The 20,545-nt window shown below is 61.5% G+C and carries 21 protein-coding genes and 3 tRNA genes; 11 read left to right on the plus strand and 13 right to left on the minus strand.

Annotated elements, in window-relative coordinates; translation table 11 throughout:
* Nucleotides 1-55: 55 nt before the first annotated feature.
* The gene (locus CO671_RS18105; RefSeq protein ID WP_097607065.1) at nt 56-430 is read right to left on the minus strand and encodes a VOC family protein; all 375 of its coding nucleotides are present in this window, start codon (nt 428-430) and stop codon (nt 56-58) included.
* Between the two features lie 7 nt (nt 431-437).
* The gene (locus tag CO671_RS33775) at nt 438-614 is read right to left on the minus strand and encodes a hypothetical protein (protein ID WP_170965000.1); all 177 of its coding nucleotides are present in this window, start codon (nt 612-614) and stop codon (nt 438-440) included.
* A gap of 260 nt (nt 615-874) precedes the next feature.
* Here CO671_RS33775 and gatB point away from each other — a divergent pair, with 260 nt between their 5' ends.
* The 5 genes from gatB (at nt 875) to CO671_RS18130 (ending at nt 4,416) form a co-directional block, all read left to right on the plus strand.
* A complete protein-coding gene (gene gatB, locus CO671_RS18110) occupies nt 875-2,377 on the plus strand; it encodes an Asp-tRNA(Asn)/Glu-tRNA(Gln) amidotransferase subunit GatB (RefSeq protein WP_096770336.1) in 1,503 nt (500 codons plus the stop codon).
* A gap of 3 nt (nt 2,378-2,380) precedes the next feature.
* Entirely contained in the window at nt 2,381-2,884 is a 504-nt protein-coding gene (locus CO671_RS18115; protein ID WP_010031402.1) for a GNAT family N-acetyltransferase, read from the plus strand.
* Nucleotides 2,885-2,887: 3 nt separating this feature from the next.
* On the plus strand, nt 2,888-3,361 hold the full coding sequence (locus CO671_RS18120) for a GNAT family N-acetyltransferase (RefSeq protein ID WP_097607066.1): 474 nt from the start codon (nt 2,888-2,890) through the stop codon (nt 3,359-3,361).
* A 102-nt stretch (nt 3,362-3,463) separates the two neighbouring features.
* Complete coding sequence (locus CO671_RS18125; RefSeq protein ID WP_004671258.1) at nt 3,464-3,862, plus strand: NADH:ubiquinone oxidoreductase subunit NDUFA12; 399 nt, start codon at nt 3,464-3,466, stop codon at nt 3,860-3,862.
* A gap of 113 nt (nt 3,863-3,975) precedes the next feature.
* Entirely contained in the window at nt 3,976-4,416 is a 441-nt protein-coding gene (locus tag CO671_RS18130) for a DUF2155 domain-containing protein (RefSeq protein WP_097579123.1), read from the plus strand.
* 87 nt (nt 4,417-4,503) lie between these two features.
* Here the strand turns inward: CO671_RS18130 and CO671_RS18135 are convergent, their stop codons facing one another.
* The 6 genes from CO671_RS18135 to CO671_RS18160 form a co-directional block, all read right to left on the minus strand.
* On the minus strand, nt 4,504-5,448 hold the full coding sequence (locus CO671_RS18135) for a DUF2167 domain-containing protein (RefSeq protein WP_097607067.1): 945 nt from the start codon (nt 5,446-5,448) through the stop codon (nt 4,504-4,506).
* Between the two features lie 62 nt (nt 5,449-5,510).
* On the minus strand, nt 5,511-6,125 hold the full coding sequence (gene aat / locus CO671_RS18140; RefSeq protein WP_097607068.1) for a leucyl/phenylalanyl-tRNA--protein transferase: 615 nt from the start codon (nt 6,123-6,125) through the stop codon (nt 5,511-5,513).
* Nucleotides 6,126-6,132: 7 nt separating this feature from the next.
* Entirely contained in the window at nt 6,133-7,488 is a 1,356-nt protein-coding gene (accC, locus tag CO671_RS18145; protein WP_016732915.1) for an acetyl-CoA carboxylase biotin carboxylase subunit, read from the minus strand.
* Between the two features lie 4 nt (nt 7,489-7,492).
* The gene (gene accB, locus CO671_RS18150; protein WP_097607069.1) at nt 7,493-7,966 is read right to left on the minus strand and encodes an acetyl-CoA carboxylase biotin carboxyl carrier protein; all 474 of its coding nucleotides are present in this window, start codon (nt 7,964-7,966) and stop codon (nt 7,493-7,495) included.
* A 20-nt stretch (nt 7,967-7,986) separates the two neighbouring features.
* Nucleotides 7,987-8,424, minus strand: a complete 438-nt coding sequence (gene aroQ / locus CO671_RS18155) for a type II 3-dehydroquinate dehydratase (RefSeq protein WP_097607070.1) — start codon at nt 8,422-8,424, stop codon at nt 7,987-7,989.
* Nucleotides 8,425-8,570: 146 nt separating this feature from the next.
* Entirely contained in the window at nt 8,571-9,329 is a 759-nt protein-coding gene (locus CO671_RS18160) for a DsbA family protein (RefSeq protein ID WP_010032448.1), read from the minus strand.
* A gap of 210 nt (nt 9,330-9,539) precedes the next feature.
* Between CO671_RS18160 and CO671_RS18165 the strand changes: the two genes are divergently transcribed.
* Nucleotides 9,540-10,697 (plus strand): aminotransferase class I/II-fold pyridoxal phosphate-dependent enzyme, encoded by a 1,158-nt coding sequence (locus CO671_RS18165; RefSeq protein WP_097607071.1) that lies wholly within the window; start codon nt 9,540-9,542, stop codon nt 10,695-10,697.
* 32 nt (nt 10,698-10,729) lie between these two features.
* Here CO671_RS18165 and CO671_RS18170 read toward each other — a convergent pair whose 3' ends face one another.
* On the minus strand, nt 10,730-12,073 hold the full coding sequence (locus CO671_RS18170; protein ID WP_097607072.1) for a DUF2778 domain-containing protein: 1,344 nt from the start codon (nt 12,071-12,073) through the stop codon (nt 10,730-10,732).
* A 208-nt stretch (nt 12,074-12,281) separates the two neighbouring features.
* Nucleotides 12,282-14,150, minus strand: coding sequence for a class I poly(R)-hydroxyalkanoic acid synthase (gene phaC, locus CO671_RS18175; protein ID WP_245423842.1), 1,869 nt, complete (start codon nt 14,148-14,150; stop codon nt 12,282-12,284).
* Nucleotides 14,151-14,296: 146 nt separating this feature from the next.
* Here phaC and CO671_RS18180 point away from each other — a divergent pair, with 146 nt between their 5' ends.
* The 5 genes from CO671_RS18180 (at nt 14,297) to recJ (ending at nt 19,873) form a co-directional block, all read left to right on the plus strand.
* A complete protein-coding gene (locus CO671_RS18180) occupies nt 14,297-14,710 on the plus strand; it encodes a hypothetical protein (protein ID WP_010030004.1) in 414 nt (137 codons plus the stop codon).
* 221 nt (nt 14,711-14,931) lie between these two features.
* Complete coding sequence (locus tag CO671_RS18185; RefSeq protein ID WP_064683553.1) at nt 14,932-16,149, plus strand: LL-diaminopimelate aminotransferase; 1,218 nt, start codon at nt 14,932-14,934, stop codon at nt 16,147-16,149.
* A 61-nt stretch (nt 16,150-16,210) separates the two neighbouring features.
* Nucleotides 16,211-17,536: a homoserine dehydrogenase gene (locus tag CO671_RS18190; RefSeq protein WP_097607074.1), complete on the plus strand. Its 1,326-nt coding sequence runs from the start codon at nt 16,211-16,213 to the stop codon at nt 17,534-17,536.
* A 208-nt stretch (nt 17,537-17,744) separates the two neighbouring features.
* Nucleotides 17,745-17,990 (plus strand): hypothetical protein, encoded by a 246-nt coding sequence (locus CO671_RS18195; RefSeq protein WP_010029066.1) that lies wholly within the window; start codon nt 17,745-17,747, stop codon nt 17,988-17,990.
* 80 nt (nt 17,991-18,070) lie between these two features.
* Nucleotides 18,071-19,873, plus strand: a complete 1,803-nt coding sequence (recJ, locus tag CO671_RS18200; protein ID WP_097607075.1) for a single-stranded-DNA-specific exonuclease RecJ — start codon at nt 18,071-18,073, stop codon at nt 19,871-19,873.
* 46 nt (nt 19,874-19,919) lie between these two features.
* Here recJ and CO671_RS18205 read toward each other — a convergent pair.
* The 3 genes from CO671_RS18205 to CO671_RS18215 all read right to left on the minus strand — a co-directional run bounded on the left by CO671_RS18205 (nt 19,920) and on the right by CO671_RS18215 (nt 20,518).
* A tRNA-Glu gene (locus CO671_RS18205) sits at nt 19,920-19,994 on the minus strand.
* A 301-nt stretch (nt 19,995-20,295) separates the two neighbouring features.
* A tRNA-Glu gene (locus tag CO671_RS18210) sits at nt 20,296-20,370 on the minus strand.
* Nucleotides 20,371-20,443: 73 nt separating this feature from the next.
* Nucleotides 20,444-20,518 (minus strand) — tRNA-Glu (locus CO671_RS18215).
* Between the last annotated feature and the right edge of the window lie 27 nt (nt 20,519-20,545).

The following is a 20,545-nucleotide window of genomic DNA, read 5'->3' on the forward strand; positions in this document are numbered from 1 at the left end:
CGGATGAGTGCTTGCGGCGCGCATGTGCAAATGCCGCCGGGCGCCGTTCGCGAGGCTATTCGGAGGTGACGCAGAAGTTGTTGCCTTCGGGGTCATTCAAGACCGTGTAGGCATCCGTCTCACGCACGAAAGTCGCGCCGAGGGATAAGAGCCGTTCCACTTCTTGTCTGCGATCCGAAGCGGCGATATCGAGGTGGACACGGTTGCGAGCGGGACGCTCTCCCTGGCGAAGGTGGAAACAGAGGCGTGTTCCGGGGCCGTCGACCATCACGGTCGGGTCCGTTTCAGGTGTCAGCCCCATCGCGGCAAGGCGAGCGAGCTCCGCACCGTCATAAGGCATCACGTGGTAGCCATCGAGCGCCGCCGCCCAGAAACGGGCAACACGCGAGGGGATGTCGCAGTCGATGACGATTTCTTTCAGCCTTCCCATGGCGCTTCTACGGCTTGCGGGGTCGACGCTGGGAAACGCGCTCGACGATCGCGCCGCCGATAGCGGGTAGCAGTGCGAAAAGCATGAGCTGCGCTGTTCCCTGCAGCGTCAACAAGGTGGAAATGATGAGCGCGACCAGCACCCCAAGGAGGGCTCCGGCCAGATAGGGCAGATAATCCTTCAATCGAGCCTCCATATCGTGAGGGCCTCAAGTCCGAGCGGTGCTTTTGGACAAACATAGAGAGGACTGCGGTATCGACAATCGGGGACGGTCGAAGCTCGTTTCGATCGCTTTCGCATATGGGAGCATGCTGCGCTCCGGTGCAATGCCGCTTCTCGGCTTTAAGCGACCATCGGCAGCTGCTAACGCCGCGAAAGCCTTGCACCGGCACGCCATTTCATTTACCTCACCAATGGAAAAGAACAGCCTGCAAAGAGTATCAGATGACCCTTGTCGACGTCCGCACGCCTGATCCGAAACGCTTCATCCCCGGCGCCACCGGCGACTGGGAAGTCATCGTCGGCATGGAAGTCCATGCCCAGGTGCTCTCCAATTCGAAGCTCTTCTCCGGCGCCTCGACGGAATTCGGCAAGCCGCAGAATTCGAACGTGTCGCTCGTCGATGCCGCCATGCCCGGGATGCTGCCCGTCATCAACGAGGAATGCGTGAAGCAGGCGGTGCGCACCGGTCTCGGCCTCAAGGCTCAGATCAACAAGCGCTCGCTCTTCGACCGCAAGAACTATTTCTACCCCGACCTGCCGCAGGGCTATCAGATCTCGCAGTTCAAGGATCCGATCGTCGGCGAGGGCAAGATCGTCATTTCGCTCGGACCGGACCGTCAGGGCCAGTTCGAGGACATCGAGATCGGCATCGAGCGCCTGCACCTGGAACAGGATGCCGGCAAGTCGATGCACGACCAGCATGCGACCATGTCCTATGTCGATCTGAACCGGTCGGGCGTGGCGCTGATGGAGATTGTTTCCAAGCCCGACATGCGTTCCTCCGACGAAGCCAAGGCCTATATGACCAAGCTGCGTTCGATCGTGCGTTATCTCGGCACTTGCGACGGCAACATGGACGAGGGCTCGATGCGCGCCGACGTCAACGTCTCCGTCCGCCGCCCGGGCGAGGCTTTCGGCACCCGTTGCGAGATCAAGAACGTCAACTCAATCCGCTTCATCGGCCAGGCGATCGAATATGAAGCCCGCCGCCAGATCGGCATTCTCGAGGATGGCGGCGAGATCGAGCAGGAGACGCGCCTCTTCGATCCGAACAAGGGCGAGACGCGCTCGATGCGTTCCAAGGAGGATGCGCACGACTATCGTTACTTCCCCGATCCGGACCTGCTGCCGCTCGAATTCGACGATGCCTTTGTCACGGCGCTGGCAGCCGATCTGCCGGAACTTCCTGACGACAAGAAAGAGCGCTTCGTCCGCGAGCTCGGCTTGTCGGTCTATGACGCCTCCGTGCTCGTCTCCGAAAAGGCGATCGCCGATTATTTCGAGGCCGTGGCCGCCGGCCGCGACGGCAAGACGGCGGCAAACTGGGTGATCAACGACCTGCTCGGCGCGCTGAACCGCACCGGCAAGGACATTGAGCAGACGCCGGTCTCGCCGGCCCAGCTCGGCGCCATCATCGACCTTATCAAGGCTGGAACCATATCAGGCAAGATCGCCAAGGACCTCTTCGAGATCGTGCTGACCGAAGGCGGCGACCCCGCCGAAATCGTCGAAGCGCGCGGCATGAAGCAGGTGACGGATACCGGCGCGATCGAAAAGGCCGTCGACGAGATCATCGCTGCCAATCCCGATCAGGTGGAAAAGGTCAAGGCGAAGCCGACCATGGCCGCATGGTTTGTCGGCCAGGTGATGAAGGCGACCGGCGGCAAAGCCAATCCGCAGGCCGTCCAGGCGCTGGTCAAGGCAAAGCTCGGCATCGAGGAATAAACGGTGTATTTCGTCCGCACCGCCGGCGAGGGCGACCTGGAGAAGGTCCGCGCGCTTCTGGTGGAGAGCTTTCACGCCACCTATGACGACCTGCATGGCAAGATCAAGGTGGACGAGCTGATCGCCCATCTCTTCACGCCGGCGGCGCTGAAGGCACGCCTGACGCGCAAGGACGCCGAATTTCTCGTTGCCGACGACGGCCGCAAGATCGGCGGCGTGGGTTATGCGGCGATGTCGCAGGCGTTGACGAAAACGGTCATGCTGCACCTCCTCTATGTCAGCCCGGCGCTGCAGCGCCAGGGCATCGGCCGCGATATCTTCGCCGAGCTCGAAACCTGCTTTCCCGCTGCCGAAATCATGCGTCTCGAAGTCGAGCCCCAGAATGCGGCGGCGATCGCCTTCTACCGGGCGCACGGCTTCACCGAGGTTGGCCGCAATGAGTATAGCGGGCCCGGGCAATCCGGCATTCCGGCGCTGATTTTCGAAAAACCGCTCGAGGGGCACTGAGCCATGCAGGTCGGGGTGCCGGATATTCTCGTTCGTCGGGCGAGGAAGGACGATCTGCCGGCCCTCGTGGCAATCTTTGCCGCCGATGCGCTCGGCGGTCACGGCGATACGACGGATCCTGAGGCCTTTGCCGATTATGTCAGGGCTTTCACAGCCATCGAGGCCTCGCCCAACCAGACGCTTTACATTGCCGAGCGCGGCGGCGAGGTCGTCGGTACGTTCCAGACGATGCTGACGACGACGCTGACCGGCCGCGGCTCCTCGGCGATGATCATCGAGGCGGTGCAGACGCGCTCCGATATGCGCGGGCAGGGGATCGGCGCGCGGATGATCGAATTCGCCGTCGCCGAGGCAAAAGGCCGCGGTGTGCGCCTTGTGCAATTGACCTCGAATGCGATACGCAAAGACGCCCATCGTTTTTATGAAAGGCTTGGCTTCAAACCTTCGCATCTGGGCTTCAAGATGGCCTTGAAATGACCCTTGGCTCTCGTGGAATCGCTGGACAATTCGGCTTGGCGACGGCATAAGCGAGAAAACGAATTCTGGTTTGGTCCGCACTGGCGGGCACAAGGAAAAGACATGTGGAATCTTCTGGTTCAGACCTTCACCTGGTGGAACAGTCAGACGATGGGCACGCGTTTTGCGACCTGGCGTTTCGGCAAGCGCGTCGGCGAGGATGAATTCGGCAACGTCTATTATGAAGGCGGCATGTCCTCCTACGGCCTGCCGAAGCGCTGGGTGATCTACAAGGGTTATGCCGAAGCCTCCGCCATTCCGCCGGGCTGGCACGGCTGGATGCACCATCGCACCGATGTTCCTCCGTCCAAGGAAAACTACGTCGCCAAGGAATGGCAGAAGACGCACCGCCCCAACCTCACCGGATCGCCACAGGCTTACCGCCCGCCGGGCTCTCTCGCGGTTCCCGGCGAGCGTCCGCGCGTCACCGGCGATTACGACGCCTGGACGCCCGGCAACTGAGACGGCTGACCGGGCGATCCCCAAGCCCGGCTTTTGGCCACAATTGACCTTTACCCGCAGGTTGGCCGCGCTTGACCGCGGATGAAACTCAAAAATTATCTGGAGACGGGTACATGAAGCTCTTCACGCGGAACATGGTCCTGCGTGCCGCCGGATCGCTGCTGGCGCTCTCGGCCCTGCTTCCGACCGGTGCGGCACATGCCGCCCGCATTGAAAACCCGGTTGCCGTCTTCTCCGGCCTCGACAAGATCACCGGCCGCATCACCACCTTCGACGTCTATGTCAACGAGACGGTGCAGTTCGGCGCATTGCAGGTGACGCCGAAGGCTTGCTATTCGCGCGATCAGGCCGAAGCGCAGAAGATCGACGGTTTCGTCGAGGTCGACGAGATCACCCTCGACCGCAAGATCCGCCGCATCTTCACCGGCTGGATGTTTGCCGCCAGCCCCGGCCTCAACGCCGTCGAGCACCCGATTTATGACGTCTGGCTGAAGGACTGCAAGACGAGCTCGGACGTCCCGGCGCCTGACGGCACCAAGGCGACGGCCCGTTAACACGTCGCGCGGCGGCACCGCAGCGTCAGCGCCTCTCTTTGAGACGCGCAAGAGACGCCGCAACGCTTTAATGCGCGTATCGCGCCCCTACGCAGTCGGCGTCTTGTTCCTGTTGAAAAGGCCCTTGGCAAAGCGAAGCGCGACGCCGGCCAAGACGACGACAAGGATGCCGGCCTTTTTGAAGAAGGCAAGGGCAAGGGCCAGCAGTCCTACCTTTGCGGCAATCTTGGCGCCAGCGCCTGCGGCGATCATTCCTGCCATGCCGTAGGCCGCGACCTTGTCGCCGTCGACATAGTCGCCATAGGTCATCCCCTTGTCGAACTGCACGAGCTTCGTGACCGTCGGATTGACCGCCTCGATCTCCTTCAGCTGTCGGAGTCCGGCAACGAAGTCGAATTCAAAGACACCCTCGCGCCCGAACACACGCACGGAATAATTCAGCGTGTGCTCAGCTTGCGTGTCGTTACCGAAAATCAGATCGCGCGCCCAGTGCATTGCATGCGCCGGCTTGTCATAGCGCGGCGCCGAAGCCCAGCCGACAAGGGTGATCTTCGGGAAGCCTTGCTTTTCGCGCTCAGGATTCCGTTCGCTGATCGCATCCTTGATGTTCTGCAGCAGTTCGTCGTAATTCGTCGTGGCGGCGTCGCTGTCTGAGACATAACCGTCCGCGCTGTATTCGACGATCGATCCCCAGGATTGCGGGTCGGTCGGCGCGTATTTCGCCGGGAAGATCATTCCCAGCGTTCCATCAGCCGCCGCCGGCGGGTTTCCCCAGATATCGACAAGCACCGTCTTCGTGTCGGCCGGGCTGAGATAGTAGAAGTCGGCGGGCACATTGAGCGTCGCCTTCGCTTCGGGTAGCTTGATCAGACCCTGCTGAAAATCGAGCTTTTCCAGTAACGGTTTTTCCGCCTCCGCAAAATCGGTCCTGCCAGGAAACATCTCTTGATAGGGACGTGCCTCGGCCTGAGCTCCAAGTAAGGCGAAAAGCATCGCCGCCGCAAAATATCGTCTCAAAATTCTATCCCCCATTGTATTTTCCGGAAGCTACTGAAATCGGCCGGAAAATCAACGCAGGGATGAATCGATCGCGTCTAAAACTTCAGGTGTGGCGATTCCATCGCGGCGGCAAGCAGAGCGGCATAATCGGCCTTCGGAACGTCGATCGCTCCGAACGTCTTCAGATGCTCGGTGGTGAACTGGGTATCGAGCAGGGTAAAGCCCCTTTCTCTCAGCCGGTCGACCAGATGCACGAGGCAGATCTTCGAAGCGTCCGTGCGGCGTGAAAACATGCTTTCGCCGAAGAAGGCCGAGCCGAGCGAGACGCCGTAGAGACCGCCGACCAGTTCATCGCCGTGCCACGCTTCAACGGTATGGGCGTGGCCCATGTCGAACAGCGTCGAATAGAGCGATCGGATTGTCTGGTTGATCCAGGTGCTGGGGCGACCCGATGTCTCCTCGGCGCAAGCCGCGATCACCGATTCGAAGGCGTGGTCGAAACGGATCTCGAAGGGATGTCGGCGCACCGTCTTGGCGAGGCTCTTCGATATATGGAAACGATCGAGCGGCAAGACGCCGCGCAATTCCGGCTCGACCCAGAAAATCTCCGGGTCGTCTGCGGATTCGGCCATCGGGAAGAGGCCGATGGAATAGGCGCGCAGGAGAATGTCAGGGGTGATGCCTGGTGACTTCCTGCGCGATCCTGCCATTCCTGTCCTATGCCGCCGGTGTGTTGGCGAGGTGGTGTTCCAGCCAGTGGATGTCGTAATCGCCGTTGGCGATATCCTGATTGGAGACGAGTTCCTGGAACAACGGCAGCGTCGTCTTGATGCCGTCCACGACGAATTCATCGAGCGCGCGGCGCAACCGCATCATGCACTCGACGCGGGTGCGACCGTGCACGATCAGTTTGCCGATCAGGCTGTCGTAATAGGGCGGGATCTTGTAGCCCTGATAGGCGCCGGAATCGATGCGTACGCCAAGGCCGCCCGGCGCATGGAAATGCGTGATCGTGCCGGGCGAGGGCACGAAGGTGCGCGCATCCTCGGCATTGATGCGGCATTCGATGGCGTGGCCGGAAAAATGCACTTCGTCCTGTGTCACCGACAGGCCGCCGCCGGAAGCGACACGGATCTGCTCGTGCACGAGGTCGATACCAGTGATCGCTTCGGTGATCGGATGTTCCACCTGCAGGCGGGTGTTCATTTCGATGAAATAGAACTCGCCGTTCTCGTAGAGGAATTCGATCGTGCCGGCGCCGCGATATTTCAGCTTCTTCATGGCGTCGGCGCAGATCTGGCCGATCTTCATCCGCTGCTCGACATTGAGCGCTGGCGAATTCGCCTCTTCCCAGACCTTCTGGTGGCGGCGCTGCAGCGAGCAGTCGCGCTCGCCGAGATGGATGGCATTGCCTTCGCCGTCTCCGAATACCTGGATTTCGATGTGGCGCGGCTTGCCGAGATATTTTTCCATGTAGACGGCATCGTTGCCGAAGGCGGCTGCCGCTTCCGTGCGCGCCGTCGACCAGGCCTCGATCAGATCGGCCTCGCTCCTGGCGACCTTCATGCCGCGCCCGCCGCCGCCGGCGGTTGCCTTGATCAGCACGGGATAGCCGATTTCGGCGGCCGTCCGCAGCGCATCCTCTTCGGTCTTCACTTCGCCGTCCGAGCCTGGAACGACAGGGATGCCGAGTTCCAGCGCCGTCGTCTTGGCGGTGATCTTGTCGCCCATGATGCGGATATGATCCGCCGTCGGCCCGATGAAGGTGATGCCATGGGCGTCGAGAATATCGGCGAACTTGGCGTTCTCGGAGAGAAAGCCGTAGCCCGGATGCACGGCGTCGGCGCCGGTGATCTCGCAGGCTGCGACGATCTGGTGGATATTGAGATAGCTCTCACGCGAGGAGGGCGGACCGATGCAGACGCTTTCGTCGGCAAGGCGCACATGCATGGCATCGGCGTCGGCGGTGGAATGCACCACGACGCAGGCAATGCCGAGCTCCTTGCAGGCCCGGAGCACGCGAAGGGCGATTTCCCCGCGATTGGCGATGAGGATTTTCGAAATCATGGGCATGGGCCTATTCGATGACGACGAGGGCTTGGCCGTATTCGACGGGATGTCCGTCATCGACGAGAATTTCGGTCACCTTGCCCGACTTCGGCGAGGGAATCTGGTTCATCGTCTTCATCGCTTCGATGATGATCAGCGTCTGGCCTTCCTTGACGGTGGCGCCGATCTCGATGAAGGGGCGCGCGCCCGGAGCCGGCGCCATGTAGACGGTGCCGACCATCGGCGCATTGACGACATTGGCAGGATTGCGGGTGGGGGCAGCGGCCGGCGCGGCGCCTGCCGCTGCCGGAGCGGCGGCTGCGGGCGCGGCAAAGGCCGGTGCTGCGATCGGCGCCTGCACATATTGCGTCGTGCCGTTGCGCGAAACGCGGATGCGCAAGTCATCCTGCTCGACCTCGATCTCCGTCAGATCCGTCTCGTTGAGAATGTTGGCGAGATCGCGGATCAGTGCCTGATCGATACCCGATTTCTTTTCAGCCATGGTGTTGCCCTGTCTTCTTCTTATGCCGTGATGTTCTTCAGCGCATGCAGCGCCAGTATGTAGCTGTGGGGCCCGAAACCGCAGATCACGCCCTTGCATGCCGGCGCGATCATCGATTTGTGGCGGAATTCTTCCCGTGCATGGACGTTGGATATGTGGAGTTCGACGACGGGAATGGAAATAGCGCGGATCGCATCATGCAGCGCGACCGAGGTGTGCGTGTAGGCGCCTGCATTGATGGCGACGCCGACGGCCTTTTCGTCGGCCTCGTGAAACCAATCCACAAGCGTACCTTCGTGATTGCTCTGGCGGAAATCGATATCGAAGCCGAGTTCGCGGCCGGCGGCCTTGCAGTCCGCCTCGATGTCCTTCAACGTCTTGCCGCCATAGATGCCGGGTTCTCTTTTACCCAGCATGTTCAGGTTGGGGCCGCTCAGGACAAAAATCGTTTGCGTCATCGAATGTTCCGTAAAATGCACGACGGCAACCTATAGACTCCGCGAAGGCTGAATGAAAGCCCTTACGGATTGCCCGGCAGGAATCGCGCCACATTTGTCCACATGGCTGAAACGCTTCGATTTTGGCGATGAGATGGCCGCCTTGATCAGCAGGCGGTCTTGCCGCAGCTGCGCATATTCTTGACCTTGGCTTCGAGATCGTCGAGCCCGACGGCGCCCGGCACCATTTCATTGCCGATTACGTAGGAGGGTGTGCCGCTGATGCCGAGGCTGGAGGCGAGCTGGTAGGTCGCCTGGACGATGCCGTCGTTCGGGCTCTTCGCCATCTCGGCGCGGATCTTGTCTTCGCTGACGCCGAGCGAGGCGGCAACCGCGATCGCGCTTTCGTCCGAGGCGCGGCCCTCGCTGCTGAGCAGGGCGACATGGAAATCGGCGTATTTTTCAGGCGCCAGCTTGCGGAAGGCGTCCGCCACCTTGTGGGCGGCGACCGAATCCGGCCCGAGGATCGGAAATTCCTTGAGCACGAATCGGACGTTCTTGTCCTTCTTCAGCATCGCCTGCATGTCGGGAAGCGCATGACGGCAGTAGCTGCAATTATAATCGAAGAACTCGACGACGGTAACGTCGCCCTTCGGATTGCCGAGCGTGACGTCGTTCTTCGAATCGAAGATGTCGGTCGTGTTCTCTTCGATCGCCATGTTGGCTTTCGCCAGCCGCTGGGCTTCCTGCTTCTTCTGCAAGGCCTCCTGGACATCGAGCATGATCTCGGGATTCTCGATCAGATATTGCTTGATGAACTCGCCGAACTCCTTCTTCTGCTGGTCGTCGAGCGCTGCCGCTGGAAACGGAAGGGCGATCGATGCGGCAAGCGCCAATGCGGTGAAGGTTTTCGGGAAGAAGGCCATGATATCCTCGTCAACGGCGATGGGTGGTCTCCCGATCGAGAAGACCGTCGCCGGGTTAATGGACTTGAATGCGTCGCGTCAAGGTAGAGGGCGTTCGGTTCCGCTCAAACAGGAATTTTTCATCCCCGCGTAACGCTCGCGGGATTGTGATGAGCCGATTAATGCGGCAATTGTCGGGCCGTCATTGAAGAAGCCGAGCGAGAAACGATCTTGTTTTCCATATCCAAACGCAGCGAAGTCGAGCCTTTTCATGCCATGGACGTGCTGGCGGAGGCGACGAAGCGGCGTGCGGGCGGACATCCCGTCATCTCGATGGCGGTCGGTCAACCCTCGCATCCAGCCCCTCAGGCGGCCCTCCAAGCGGCCCGCGAAGCCCTTGCCGAAGGCCGGATCGGTTACACCGACGCGCTGGGAACGGCGCGGCTGAAATCGGCACTTGCCTGGCATTACAAGGATCGCCACGGCCTGGAGATCGATCCGGCGCGCATTGCCGTCACCACAGGTTCCTCGGCCGGCTTCAATCTCGCCTTTCTGTCCCTCTTCGATGCCGGCGATACGGTGGCGATCGCAAGACCGGGTTATCCCGCCTATCGCAATATTCTCGGCGCGCTGGGTCTGAAGGTCGTCGAGGTGCCGGTAACGGCCGAGACCCACTTCACGCTCACCCCCGAGAGCCTCGAGGCGGTGCAGAAGGAAAGCGGCGTGAGACTGAAGGGCGTGCTGCTCGCAAGCCCCGCCAACCCGACCGGCACGGTGACCGGCCGCGAGGGGCTGAAGGCGCTTTCGGATTACTGCGCGGCCCATTCCATCGCCTTCATTTCCGATGAAATCTACCACGGGCTGACCTTTGCCGGCGAGGAGGCGAGCGCGCTGGAACTGACCGACGAGGCGATCGTCATCAACTCCTTCTCCAAATATTATTGCATGACCGGCTGGCGAATCGGCTGGATGGTGCTGCCTGAACGCCTGGTGCGGCCGATCGAGCGGGTGGCGCAGAGCCTCTATATCTCCCCGCCCGAACTCTCCCAGATCGCCGCCACGGCCGCCCTCGGCGCAGCCGAAGAGCTTGATAAAGTCAAAGCAAGTTATGCCGCCAACCGCGACCTGCTGCTCGATCGACTGCCGAAGATCGGCCTCGCACCGGCTTCGCCGATGGACGGCGCCTTCTATGCCTATCTCGATGTCTCGCGCTTCACCAATGACAGCATGGGCTTTGCCAAACGGATGCTCGCCGAAATCAACGTCGCCGCAACCCCCGGCATGGACTTCGATCCGCTGGAGGGACACCGCACCCTGCGCTTGTCTTACGCGGGATCGCAGGCAGAGATCGCCGAGGCGGTGGAGCGAATCGCCGGCTGGTTGAAGTAGCGTTTACGGGTGGCCGCTCGCCTGCTTATCCATCAGCTGCGCGATGAAAACAGCGAGGCAAGCGTCGAAGCCGGCTTGTTGTTCAGCCGCGGCACGACCACCAGCTGCTTGATCTCGCCGCGCTTGTAAGCGGCTAGGAAGCGCTTGTAATCCTTGAAGGAGACGCAGCCGTTGGAATCGCCGTTCTTGCCGAGCATGTAGGTGTGGGCGAGCAGGCCGACCCGGTCGTAGATGGCGTCCGAGCCCTCGACCGGCGTCAGCCGGATCGCTGCGACGCCGTGGAACAGGGCCTCGCGCATGGTGAGGATATAGGTGTGCGGCGGCGTCGGTCCGCGCATCTTCTTGTTGGCGTAACGCGGATTGTCGCGCATCTTGCCGAGGCCGGAATGAGCTTCCAGCCGCTCGCCGTTCGGCAGATAGACGGTGCTGTTTTCGATATCGTAGATAGCGACGCCTGCGCGCAGCTTCGGCGAGAAGACCGGCTTGTCGTAACGCGGGACGGCGTCGTCCTCATCGTCCTCGATCAGCGCGTTCGGCTTGGCATAGGCAAGGACCGGCTCGGCGGCACGCTGTGCCTCCTTGGAACCTGGGGCCGGTTTGCCGATCAGGCCGTCCGGGCGCGCCATCGGCAGCGGCACGGAGTCGGCATCCGGCGCGAGCACGAGATCGAAGGGCTGCTGCTCTTCGGCCTCGGCAACTTGTACCGGCGCAGGTTTTTCCTGCGGCAGCGACGCCGTCTTGAGGGCGGGCACGGTCGGCTGGATCGGGGTTGGCGCAATCTGTTGCGGTCCGGCATCGGCAAGGGCGAGCAGGGCAGGAAGTTCAACGGCTGCGACGGCTTCCTTGGAAGGAATGATGATGCGGTCGCCCTCGTTCTCTTCGGCCTCCGCCCGGGCAAGCTCGACCGGCGGCGTGACGATATCGTCCTTGACGAATTTCGCGGTGTCCGAAGGTGTTGCCGCGGCAACGGCGACCGGCGGTTCGGCAGGGGTGACAAGACGATTCTTTGCAAGCGCCAACGATGCTGCTGCGGCAGCATTGGACTTTTGCGCATGCGATTGGATGAGATGAGCCGTCAGGGCAACGACCGGCTTGGCATTGAAGGCGGCCAGCCGATCGGCTTTGCCGACATGGATCAGTCGTTCGTGGGATGTCGCCGGCTTGAGCTTCGGCGCCGACGCGACATGCGTGAAGCTCTCAGACGGGGAAACGGGTGCGCCGATCGAATGCATTGTCGCGAAGGTCGCGATCAGCCATGTCGAGGTCAGAAGTCCGGCGCCGACGACGCCGTAAAGAAAGCCGCGAGATCTGCGCAAACGAACAGCAGATCCGCCAAGAGAGGTGACGCAATCAAACGCCCCGACCGCAAACGCCATACCAAACTCGTCTTTCAAACTCGCTACGCAGGCCGGCGGCACTGACTGACTACACTTCGCCGGCGCCGGTAATGGCGCAAATGGGCCGAATTTAGACCGCTTGCGACATCCGACTGTTTCGCAAGGATGACGAATTATGGTTTCTAATTTGTTTACGCGGCGCCGGACTTTCCCATGACGTCTCAAAAAGAGATGCGTCCGGCGTTTGTCAGACGCGTTCCATCACGTAACTTCCCGGCGCTTCCTCGATCGCATTCAGCGCATCGCCGCCGGGTTTGCGCGCCGCAACGCGTCTGCCGTCATGCGTCTCGATCCAGGCTCGCCAATGCGGCCACCACGATCCCGGCGTCTCGGTCGCCTGTTCGAGCCAGGTTTCATACTCGCCCTTGGCCGGGCCGCCCGTCCAGAATTGGTACTTCTTCTTGTCGGGCGGGTTGACGACGCCGGCGATATGTCCGGAGCCGGTGACGACGAACTCCACCTTGCCGCCGAAGAACCGGCTGCCGAGGAAGACGGATTTGGCAGGCGCGATGTGGTCCTCGCGGGTGGCGAGATTATAGATCGGGATCTTCACGTCCTTCAGCGACACGGGCTTGCCGTCGAGGATCATCTCGTTCTGCGTCAGCGCATTGCGGAGATAGCAGTTGCGCAGATAGAAGGCATGATTTGCCGCCGCCATGCGGGTCGAATCGGCGTTCCAGAACAACAGGTCGAAGGGCATGGGCTCCTGGCCCTTGAGGTAGCTGTTGACGAAATAAGGCCAGATCAGCTCGGAAGCGCGCAGCATGTTGAAGGCCATCGACATCTTCGAGCCGTCGAGATAGCCGGCCGACTTCATATGCTCTTCGAGCGCGGCAAGCTGCTCCTCGTCGACGAAGACCTTCAGGTCGCCGGCATGGGTGAAGTCGACCTGGGTGGTGAAGAGCGTAGCGGTCTTGATGCGTTTGTTCTTTTCCTTGGCGTGCAGCGCCAGCGTTGCCGCCAGCAGCGTGCCGCCGACGCAGTAGCCGACGGCATTGACCTCCTTCTCGCCGGTCGCCTTCTCGATTGTCTCGAGCGCGAAATCGATGCCTTCGCGGGCATAGGCCGCCCAGTCCTTTTCGGCGTGGCGCGCATCCGGGTTGACCCAGGAAATGACGAAGACGGTCTGACCCTGGTCGACGCACCATTTGATGAAGGATTTCTGCGGATTGAGGTCGAGAATATAGAATTTATTGATCCAGGGCGGGCAGATCAGCAGCGGCCGCTTCAGCACCGTCTCGGTCGACGCCTCGTACTGGATGATCTGGCAGATGTCGTTCTGGGCGATCACCTTGCCCGGCGTCAGCGCCATGTCGCGGCCGACGGCGAATTTCGTCATGTCGGTCTGGCGAAGGCGAAGCTCGCCGTGGCCGGCGGCGATATCCTCGGCGAGCATCTTCATGCCGCGCACCAGGTTTTCGCCGTTGCTGGCGATCGTCTCGCGATAGAGCTGCGGATTGGTGGGGATGAAATTGCTTGGCGAAAGCGCTGCCGTGATCTGCTTCACGTAGAAGCCGGCCTTGTGCTTGGTGTGCTCGTCAAGGCCGTCGGTCTCCGACACCAGCTTCTCCACCCAGTCGGTCGTGACGAAATAGACCTGGCGCAGAAAATCGAAGAACGGATTCTTCTCCCAGTCCTCGTCGGAGAAGCGCTTGTCCTTGCGGGTGTCGGGCTCGGGCGGCGGGGGCTCGCCCTGCAGTCCGCTCATGCTTTGCATGCGCTGCATCGAGCGCATCCAGATGCCGAAGAACGAGGACATCAGCTGCGTCTGTGCCTCGAAGGTGCGGCGGGGATCGGAAATCCAGTATTCGCTGACTTTCGACAGCGTCTTGACCATGTCGGCCATCGGATCGATGGCAGTTTCGCTGATCTCGCCGCGTTCGCGCGGCGCAAGCCAGGCCGAAGCGGCTTGCCCGAGATTTTCGAGCGCCCGGGCGAAATTCATCGCCATGGTCTCGGGATCCTTCAGCACATAGGGATCGAGATCGGTTGCGTCGAAACCGGCCTTGCCGCCATTCTTCTGGCTGCCACTCTCCTGCTTGCTGTCGGTCACCATTTCCTCCGGCGGCAGCACCCTTTTTATCTCTTCGTTGTACATCGTGACCGAACGAGAAAACAAGTTCCACCCGCATCGGCTCGTGCTATTGCTTTGTGGCTGCGACAAATTTAACAGTCGAAGCAGTCAGAACTGGATTTTGAGGCATGACGAAGAACGGCATCCGGCGCATCGCAACCTTCAACCGCACCGCATTGATTTGCGCCGCGGCGGCGATGGCCCTTGCCGGATGCAATCTGACGGCGGAGGAGAAGGCCGCGGCCGCTGCCAAGCGAGCGGCGCCGACCGCCGTCGTCATGCCGGCCACCAAGGGCGAGGCGGTCGAAGGCGGCCTTGCGAAGTCGCCGGACGGCTATCCGAATTTTGGCGCGCCGCTGACGGCGGCCAATGTCCAGATGAGCGACGAGCAGGCGGCCGAACTGCAGCATCAGCTGACCGCGCTTGCCGCCCGACGCAAGGCCGGCACGATCTCGGAAGCCGAATATCAGGCCAGGGTCGCCGAAATGCGCCGCCTGGCCGCCGAGCACGGCGAGCAGACGCTCTCCGAAATCTCCAAATAGACCTTGCCTTTCAGGCAATTTGGACGCAAAGCCTTCCGGATGGAACGGAAGATGCAATTTTCCTGATAATGCGCTTTGCGCGGCCTTTTCGTCAAAGATTTGCCGCGCGGCTTGGGTCTGATGAATACGGCGCTGCGATTCTGAAGTTCGTGTCGCAGCCGCCGGGAGACGGAACGAACTTCGACCGCGGCCCGAAATGCCGCCTTTCCATGGGGAATGAAATGGAAGAGTTTCACAAAGTCCGGCGTTTGCCGCCTTATGTTTTCGAACAGGTCAACCGTTTGAAAGCAAGCGCGCGAGCGGGCGGCGCCGATATCATCGATCTCGGCATGGGAAACCCTGACCTTCCCACCCCCCAGGCGATCGTCGACAAGCTGTGCGAGGTCGTGCAGGACCCCCGCACCCACCGTTATTCCTCCTCCAAGGGCATTCCGGGCCTGCGCCGCGCCCAGGCCGCCTATTATGCCCGCCGTTTCGGCGTCAAGCTCAACCCGGATACGCAGGTGGTCGCCACCTTGGGCTCCAAGGAAGGCTTCGCCAACATGGCGCAGGCGATCACCGCGCCCGGCGACGTCATCCTCTGCCCGAACCCGACCTATCCGATCCACGCCTTCGGCTTCCTGATGGCGGGTGGGGTGATTCGTTCGATGTCGGTTGAGCCGGATGAGAGCTTTTTCCCGCCGCTCGAGCGCGCCGTCCGGCATTCGATCCCGAAGCCCCTGGCGCTGATCCTCAACTACCCCTCGAACCCGACCGCCCTCGTCGCGACGCTTGATTTCTACAAGGATGTCATCGCTTTCGCCAAGAAGCACGACATCATCGTGCTCTCCGACCTTGCCTATTCGGAGATCTACTTCGACGGCGCGCCGCCGCCGTCGGTTCTCGAAGTGCCGGGCGCGATGGATGTGACCGTCGAGTTCACCTCGATGTCGAAGACCTTCTCCATGCCCGGCTGGCGCATGGGCTTTGCGGTCGGCAACGAGCGGCTGATCGCGGCGCTCACCCGCGTTAAATCCTACCTCGACTACGGCGCCTTCACGCCGATCCAGGTCGCGGCGACCCATGCGCTGAACGGTGACGGCTCCGACATTGCCGAAGTCCGCAACGTCTATAAGCGTCGCCGCGACGTCATGGTCGAAAGCTTCGGCAAGGCCGGCTTCGACGTGCCGCCGCCGGCTGCGACGATGTTCGCCTGGGCGAAGATCCCGGAAAAGTTCCGTCATCTCGGTTCGCTGGAATTTTCCAAGCTCTTGGTCGAGAAGGCCGACGTCGCCGTTGCGCCGGGCATCGGCTTCGGCGAAATGGGCGACGACTACGTGCGTCTGGCGCTTGTCGAGAACGAACACCGCATCCGCCAGGCTGCGCGCAACATCAAGAAGTTCATGTCGACGGCGGATGAGACGATGCATAACGTCATTTCGCTGAACGCACACCGCTAATCTCAACTCTCGGCAGCCGCTTTCCGCGGCTGCCGCCACACAGACATTTCAGGATCGATCCATGGCAGATGCCCTCAAAATCGGCATTGCGGGCTTGGGCACCGTTGGCGCCTCGCTTGTCCGCATCATTCAGCAGAAGAGCAACGAGCTTGCCGTCACCTGCGGGCGTCCGATCATCATCACGGCGGTCTCCGCGCGTGACAAAACGAGAGACCGCGGCGTCGATCTTTCAGCTGTGACCTGGTTCGACCGGCCGGAAGAGCTTGCCGAAAAAGGCGACATCGACGTCTTCGTCGAGCTGATCGGCGGCGCCGAGGGGGCGGCCAACGCTTCGGTTCGCACGGCACTGCAGCGTGGTCTCCACGTGGTGACAGCCAACAAGGCGCTGCTTGCCTATCACGGCGTCGAGCTCGCGATGATCGCGGAAGAGAAGGGCTCGCTCCTGAATTTCGAAGCGGCGGTCGCCGGCGGCATTCCCGTCATCAAGGCGCTGCGCGAATCGCTGACGGGCAATGCCGTCTCGCGCATCTACGGCATCATGAACGGCACCTGCAATTACATCCTGACCAAGATGGAGAAGGAAGGGCTTTCCTTCACCGAGTGCCTCAAGGAAGCGCAGCGGCTGGGTTATGCCGAGGCCGATCCCGCCTTCGATATTGAAGGCAACGATACCGCCCACAAGCTTGCCATCCTGACGACGCTCGCCTTCGGCAACCGCATCGCGGCCGACGACATCTATCTCGAAGGCATCACCAACATCTCGATCGAGGATATCCACGCCGCCGCCGAACTCGGTTATCGCATCAAGCTCTTGGGCGTCGCCCAGCGCACCGATACCGGCATCGAGCAGCGCGTTCACCCGACCATGGTGCCGGTCGATTCGGTCATTGCCCAGGTCGACGGCGTCACCAATGCGGTGGCGATCGAATCCGATGTGCTTGGCGAGCTGCTGATGGTCGGTCCCGGCGCTGGCGGCAATGCCACCGCCTCATCGGTGCTCGGCGACATTGCCGATATCGCCAAGAGCCAGCCGGGCGCCCAGCGCGTGCCGGTGCTCGGCCATCCCGCAAAGGCGCTGGAACCCTATCGCAAGGCGCAGATGCAGAGCCATGAGGGCGGCTATTTCATCCGCCTGACCGTGCTCGACCGCACCGGCGTCTTTGCAAGCGTCGCAACCCGTATGGCCGAAAACCACATCTCGCTCGAATCGATCGTCCAGCGCTCCAAGCAGCATCTGGCGCCGTCGCATCACCAGACGATCATTCTGGTTACCCATGCGACGATGGAGGAATCGGTGCGCAAGGCCGTCGCTTCGATCAAGTCGGAAGGTTATCTCTTCGGCGAGCCGCAGGTCATCCGCATCGAGCGGCCGAAAGAAGAAGCTTGATTCTTTCCCGTCCGGGAACATGAGCCGCCCTGTCTTCCTGAACTGACCCGCGAAAGTTGGACATCAACCTTCGCGGGTCAGTTCACGATGACAGGGCGGTTTTTTTGTTGATCGTGTAACCCGCCCGTACGGAAGTCTATATTAACAAATGCGCAAATATTGATATAAATAAAACCATAGATGGTGAGTCGTCGGCGTGGAGAATTTCATGAGCAAGGACAGCCATGCCGGGAAGGGGTATGGCTGCCCGAGCGAGGTGCCGCCAAACCGTCCTGATGTGCCTGAGGAAATTCTCGAGGCGATCCATCGCGACAATCGCGACGAGATTCCCGATGACATTGACGGCGAAGAAAATACCGAAGGCCGCAACTGGGCCATCCTGCTGACGCTCTTTTCGTTCCTGCTGGTGCAAATCGGCGGCGTCGCCATGATCGTCTGGGCGATCTTCTGGTAAAAATCCGTGTCTGCAAGCCCATCGCTATGTTATCTCCGCTGCTCCTGTAGAAAGAACAGATGACATCAGCGGAGTTTGGCATGGCAGATCTCGTCGATCCGGTACAGCGCGCGTTTCTCGGCGTGGAGAAATCCGCGCTCGACAATCGCTGGGTTGCGCGGCTCGACCAGGCCGGTCAGAATCGGGCGCTCGCTATGTCGCAGGTTCACGGGTTGCCGGATCTGATCGCTCGCGTTCTCGCCGGACGTGGCGTCCCGGTGGACGAGGCGATCGAATTTCTCGATCCGACGATCCGCAGCCTGATGCCCGATCCCCACACGCTGACCGATTGCGAGAAGGCGGCGATCCGACTCATGCGCGCGATCGAGAGCGGCGAGAACGTCGCGATTTTCGGCGACTACGACGTCGACGGCGCGGCTTCATCGGCGCTGATGTTCCGCTTTCTCAGCCATTTCGGCGTCAAGGCGAACATCTACATTCCCGACCGGATCTTTGAGGGTTACGGCCCCAATCCGACGGCGATCAACCAGCTGATCGACAATGGCGCCAGGCTGATCGTCACCGTCGATTGCGGCTCCACCAGTCACGAAGCGCTTGCGGCGGCTGCCGCGCGCAATATCGATGTCGTGGTTATCGATCACCACCAGGTGACACATGAGCTGCCGCCCTGCCATGCGCTGGTCAATCCGAACCGCGAAGACGATCTGTCGGGGCAGGGGCATCTGTGCGCGGCCGGCGTCGTCTTCATGGTGCTGGTGGCGACGCTGAGGCTGCTGCGTGCGGCCGGCAACAAGCGCATCCTGGCCATCGACCTGTTGCAATGGCTGGATATCGTCGCGCTTGCGACGGTCTGCGATGTCGTGCCGCTGAAGGGGCTCAACCGCGCCTATGTGGTGAAGGGGCTGGTCGCCGCCCGCCACCAGAGCAATGCCGGGCTTGCCGCACTCTTCCGCAAGGCCGGGCTCGCCGGCCCGGTGACACCCTATCATTTCGGCTTCCTGATCGGCCCGCGCATCAATGCCGGCGGACGAATCGGCGATGCCGCCCTCGGAAGCCGCCTGTTGACGCTCGACGATGCCGGCGAGGCTGAAATGATCGCCCAGCGCCTCGACGAGCTCAATCGCGAGCGCCAGGCTATGGAGGCTCTGATGCTGCAGGAGGCGGAAGCCGAGGCGCTCGCCGAATATGGCGACGGCGAGGGCGCCTCCGTCATCGTCACCGCCCACGAGAAATGGCATCCCGGCATCGTCGGGCTGATCGCGGCGCGGCTGAAAGAAAAGTTCAAACGGCCGGCCTTCGCGATCGCCTTCGATCCCTCCGGCCGCGGCACCGGCTCGGGCCGCTCCATCAACGGCTTCGACATGGGCAGAATGGTGCGGGCGGCGGTCGACGAGGGGCTGCTCGTCAAGGGCGGCGGCCACGCCATGGCCGCGGGGCTGACCGTCGATCGCGCCGATCTCGGCAGGCTCAGAACCTTCTTCACCGAAAAGGCGGCAAGGACGGTGGCGAACCTCGTCGCCAACGAGACGCTGAAGATCGACGGGGCGATCGGCGCCAGCGGCGCCACGCTCGAACTCATCGACCGCCTGGAGGCGGCCGGCCCCTATGGCTCCGGCCATGCCCAGCCGCTCTTTGCCGTGCCGGCGCACCGCGTGCGCGACGCGCGCCTGGTCGGTGAGAAACATGTGAAGGTGACACTGGAGGCAATGGACGGGTCGCGGCTCGATGGCATCGCCTTCCGCGCCGCCGATACGGCGCTCGGCAATCTTCTCGTCAATTCACGCGGCGCCAGCCTGCATGTGGCCGGTACGCTCGGCGCCGATCATTACCAGGGCGCCCGCCGCATCCAGCTGCGCGTCTGCGATGCCGCGCCGGCAAAATAGAAGGCCGCGCAAACAGGCTGATGATGAGGAATTCGAAGCAAGAAAGTGGCACGCCCTAGGGGAGTCGAACCCCTCTTCCCAGAATGAAAATCTGGTGTCCTAACCGATAGACGAAGGGCGCTTCCTTCGTGGTGGCGCCCTTATAGTCAGCACCTTCAAAAGCCGCAAGCGCCAAGGCGCGAAAAAATCATCGTTTTCGCCGATTTTTTTGTGGCTGTGGAAAATCGTGGCGAACGGTATGGCGGATCGGAAGAATTCAAGCCTGGCGCATCGTTTTGCGGCGCTACGCGCCCACGACAAGAGCTCTGCGCGACGGCTTGCGACATCTGCCGCCTCGATGACAGAGCGGTGCGAGCCGCTTTCTCGATGAATCAGATTTGGTGCGACGCGCTTTCGCCACAGGGAAAGCTCTAGCCCGAATGTGGTACGCCCTAGGGGAGTCGAACCCCTCTTTACAGAATGAGAATCTGTCGTCCTAACCGATAGACGAAGGGCGCAAGCCAGCTTCGTTAAAATAGGAGCGCATGCCGGCTTCTGCAAGCGGATGCAATGGCTTCTATGTAGAGAGAATGGCACGCCCTAGGGGAGTCGAACCCCTCTTCCCAGAATGAAAATCTGGTGTCCTAACCGATAGACGAAGGGCGCTTCCTTCGTGGTGGCGCCCTTATAGTC

The sequence above is a fragment of the Rhizobium sp. M10 genome, assembly GCF_002531955.1.
GTDB lineage: Bacteria > Pseudomonadota > Alphaproteobacteria > Rhizobiales > Rhizobiaceae > Rhizobium > Rhizobium etli_C.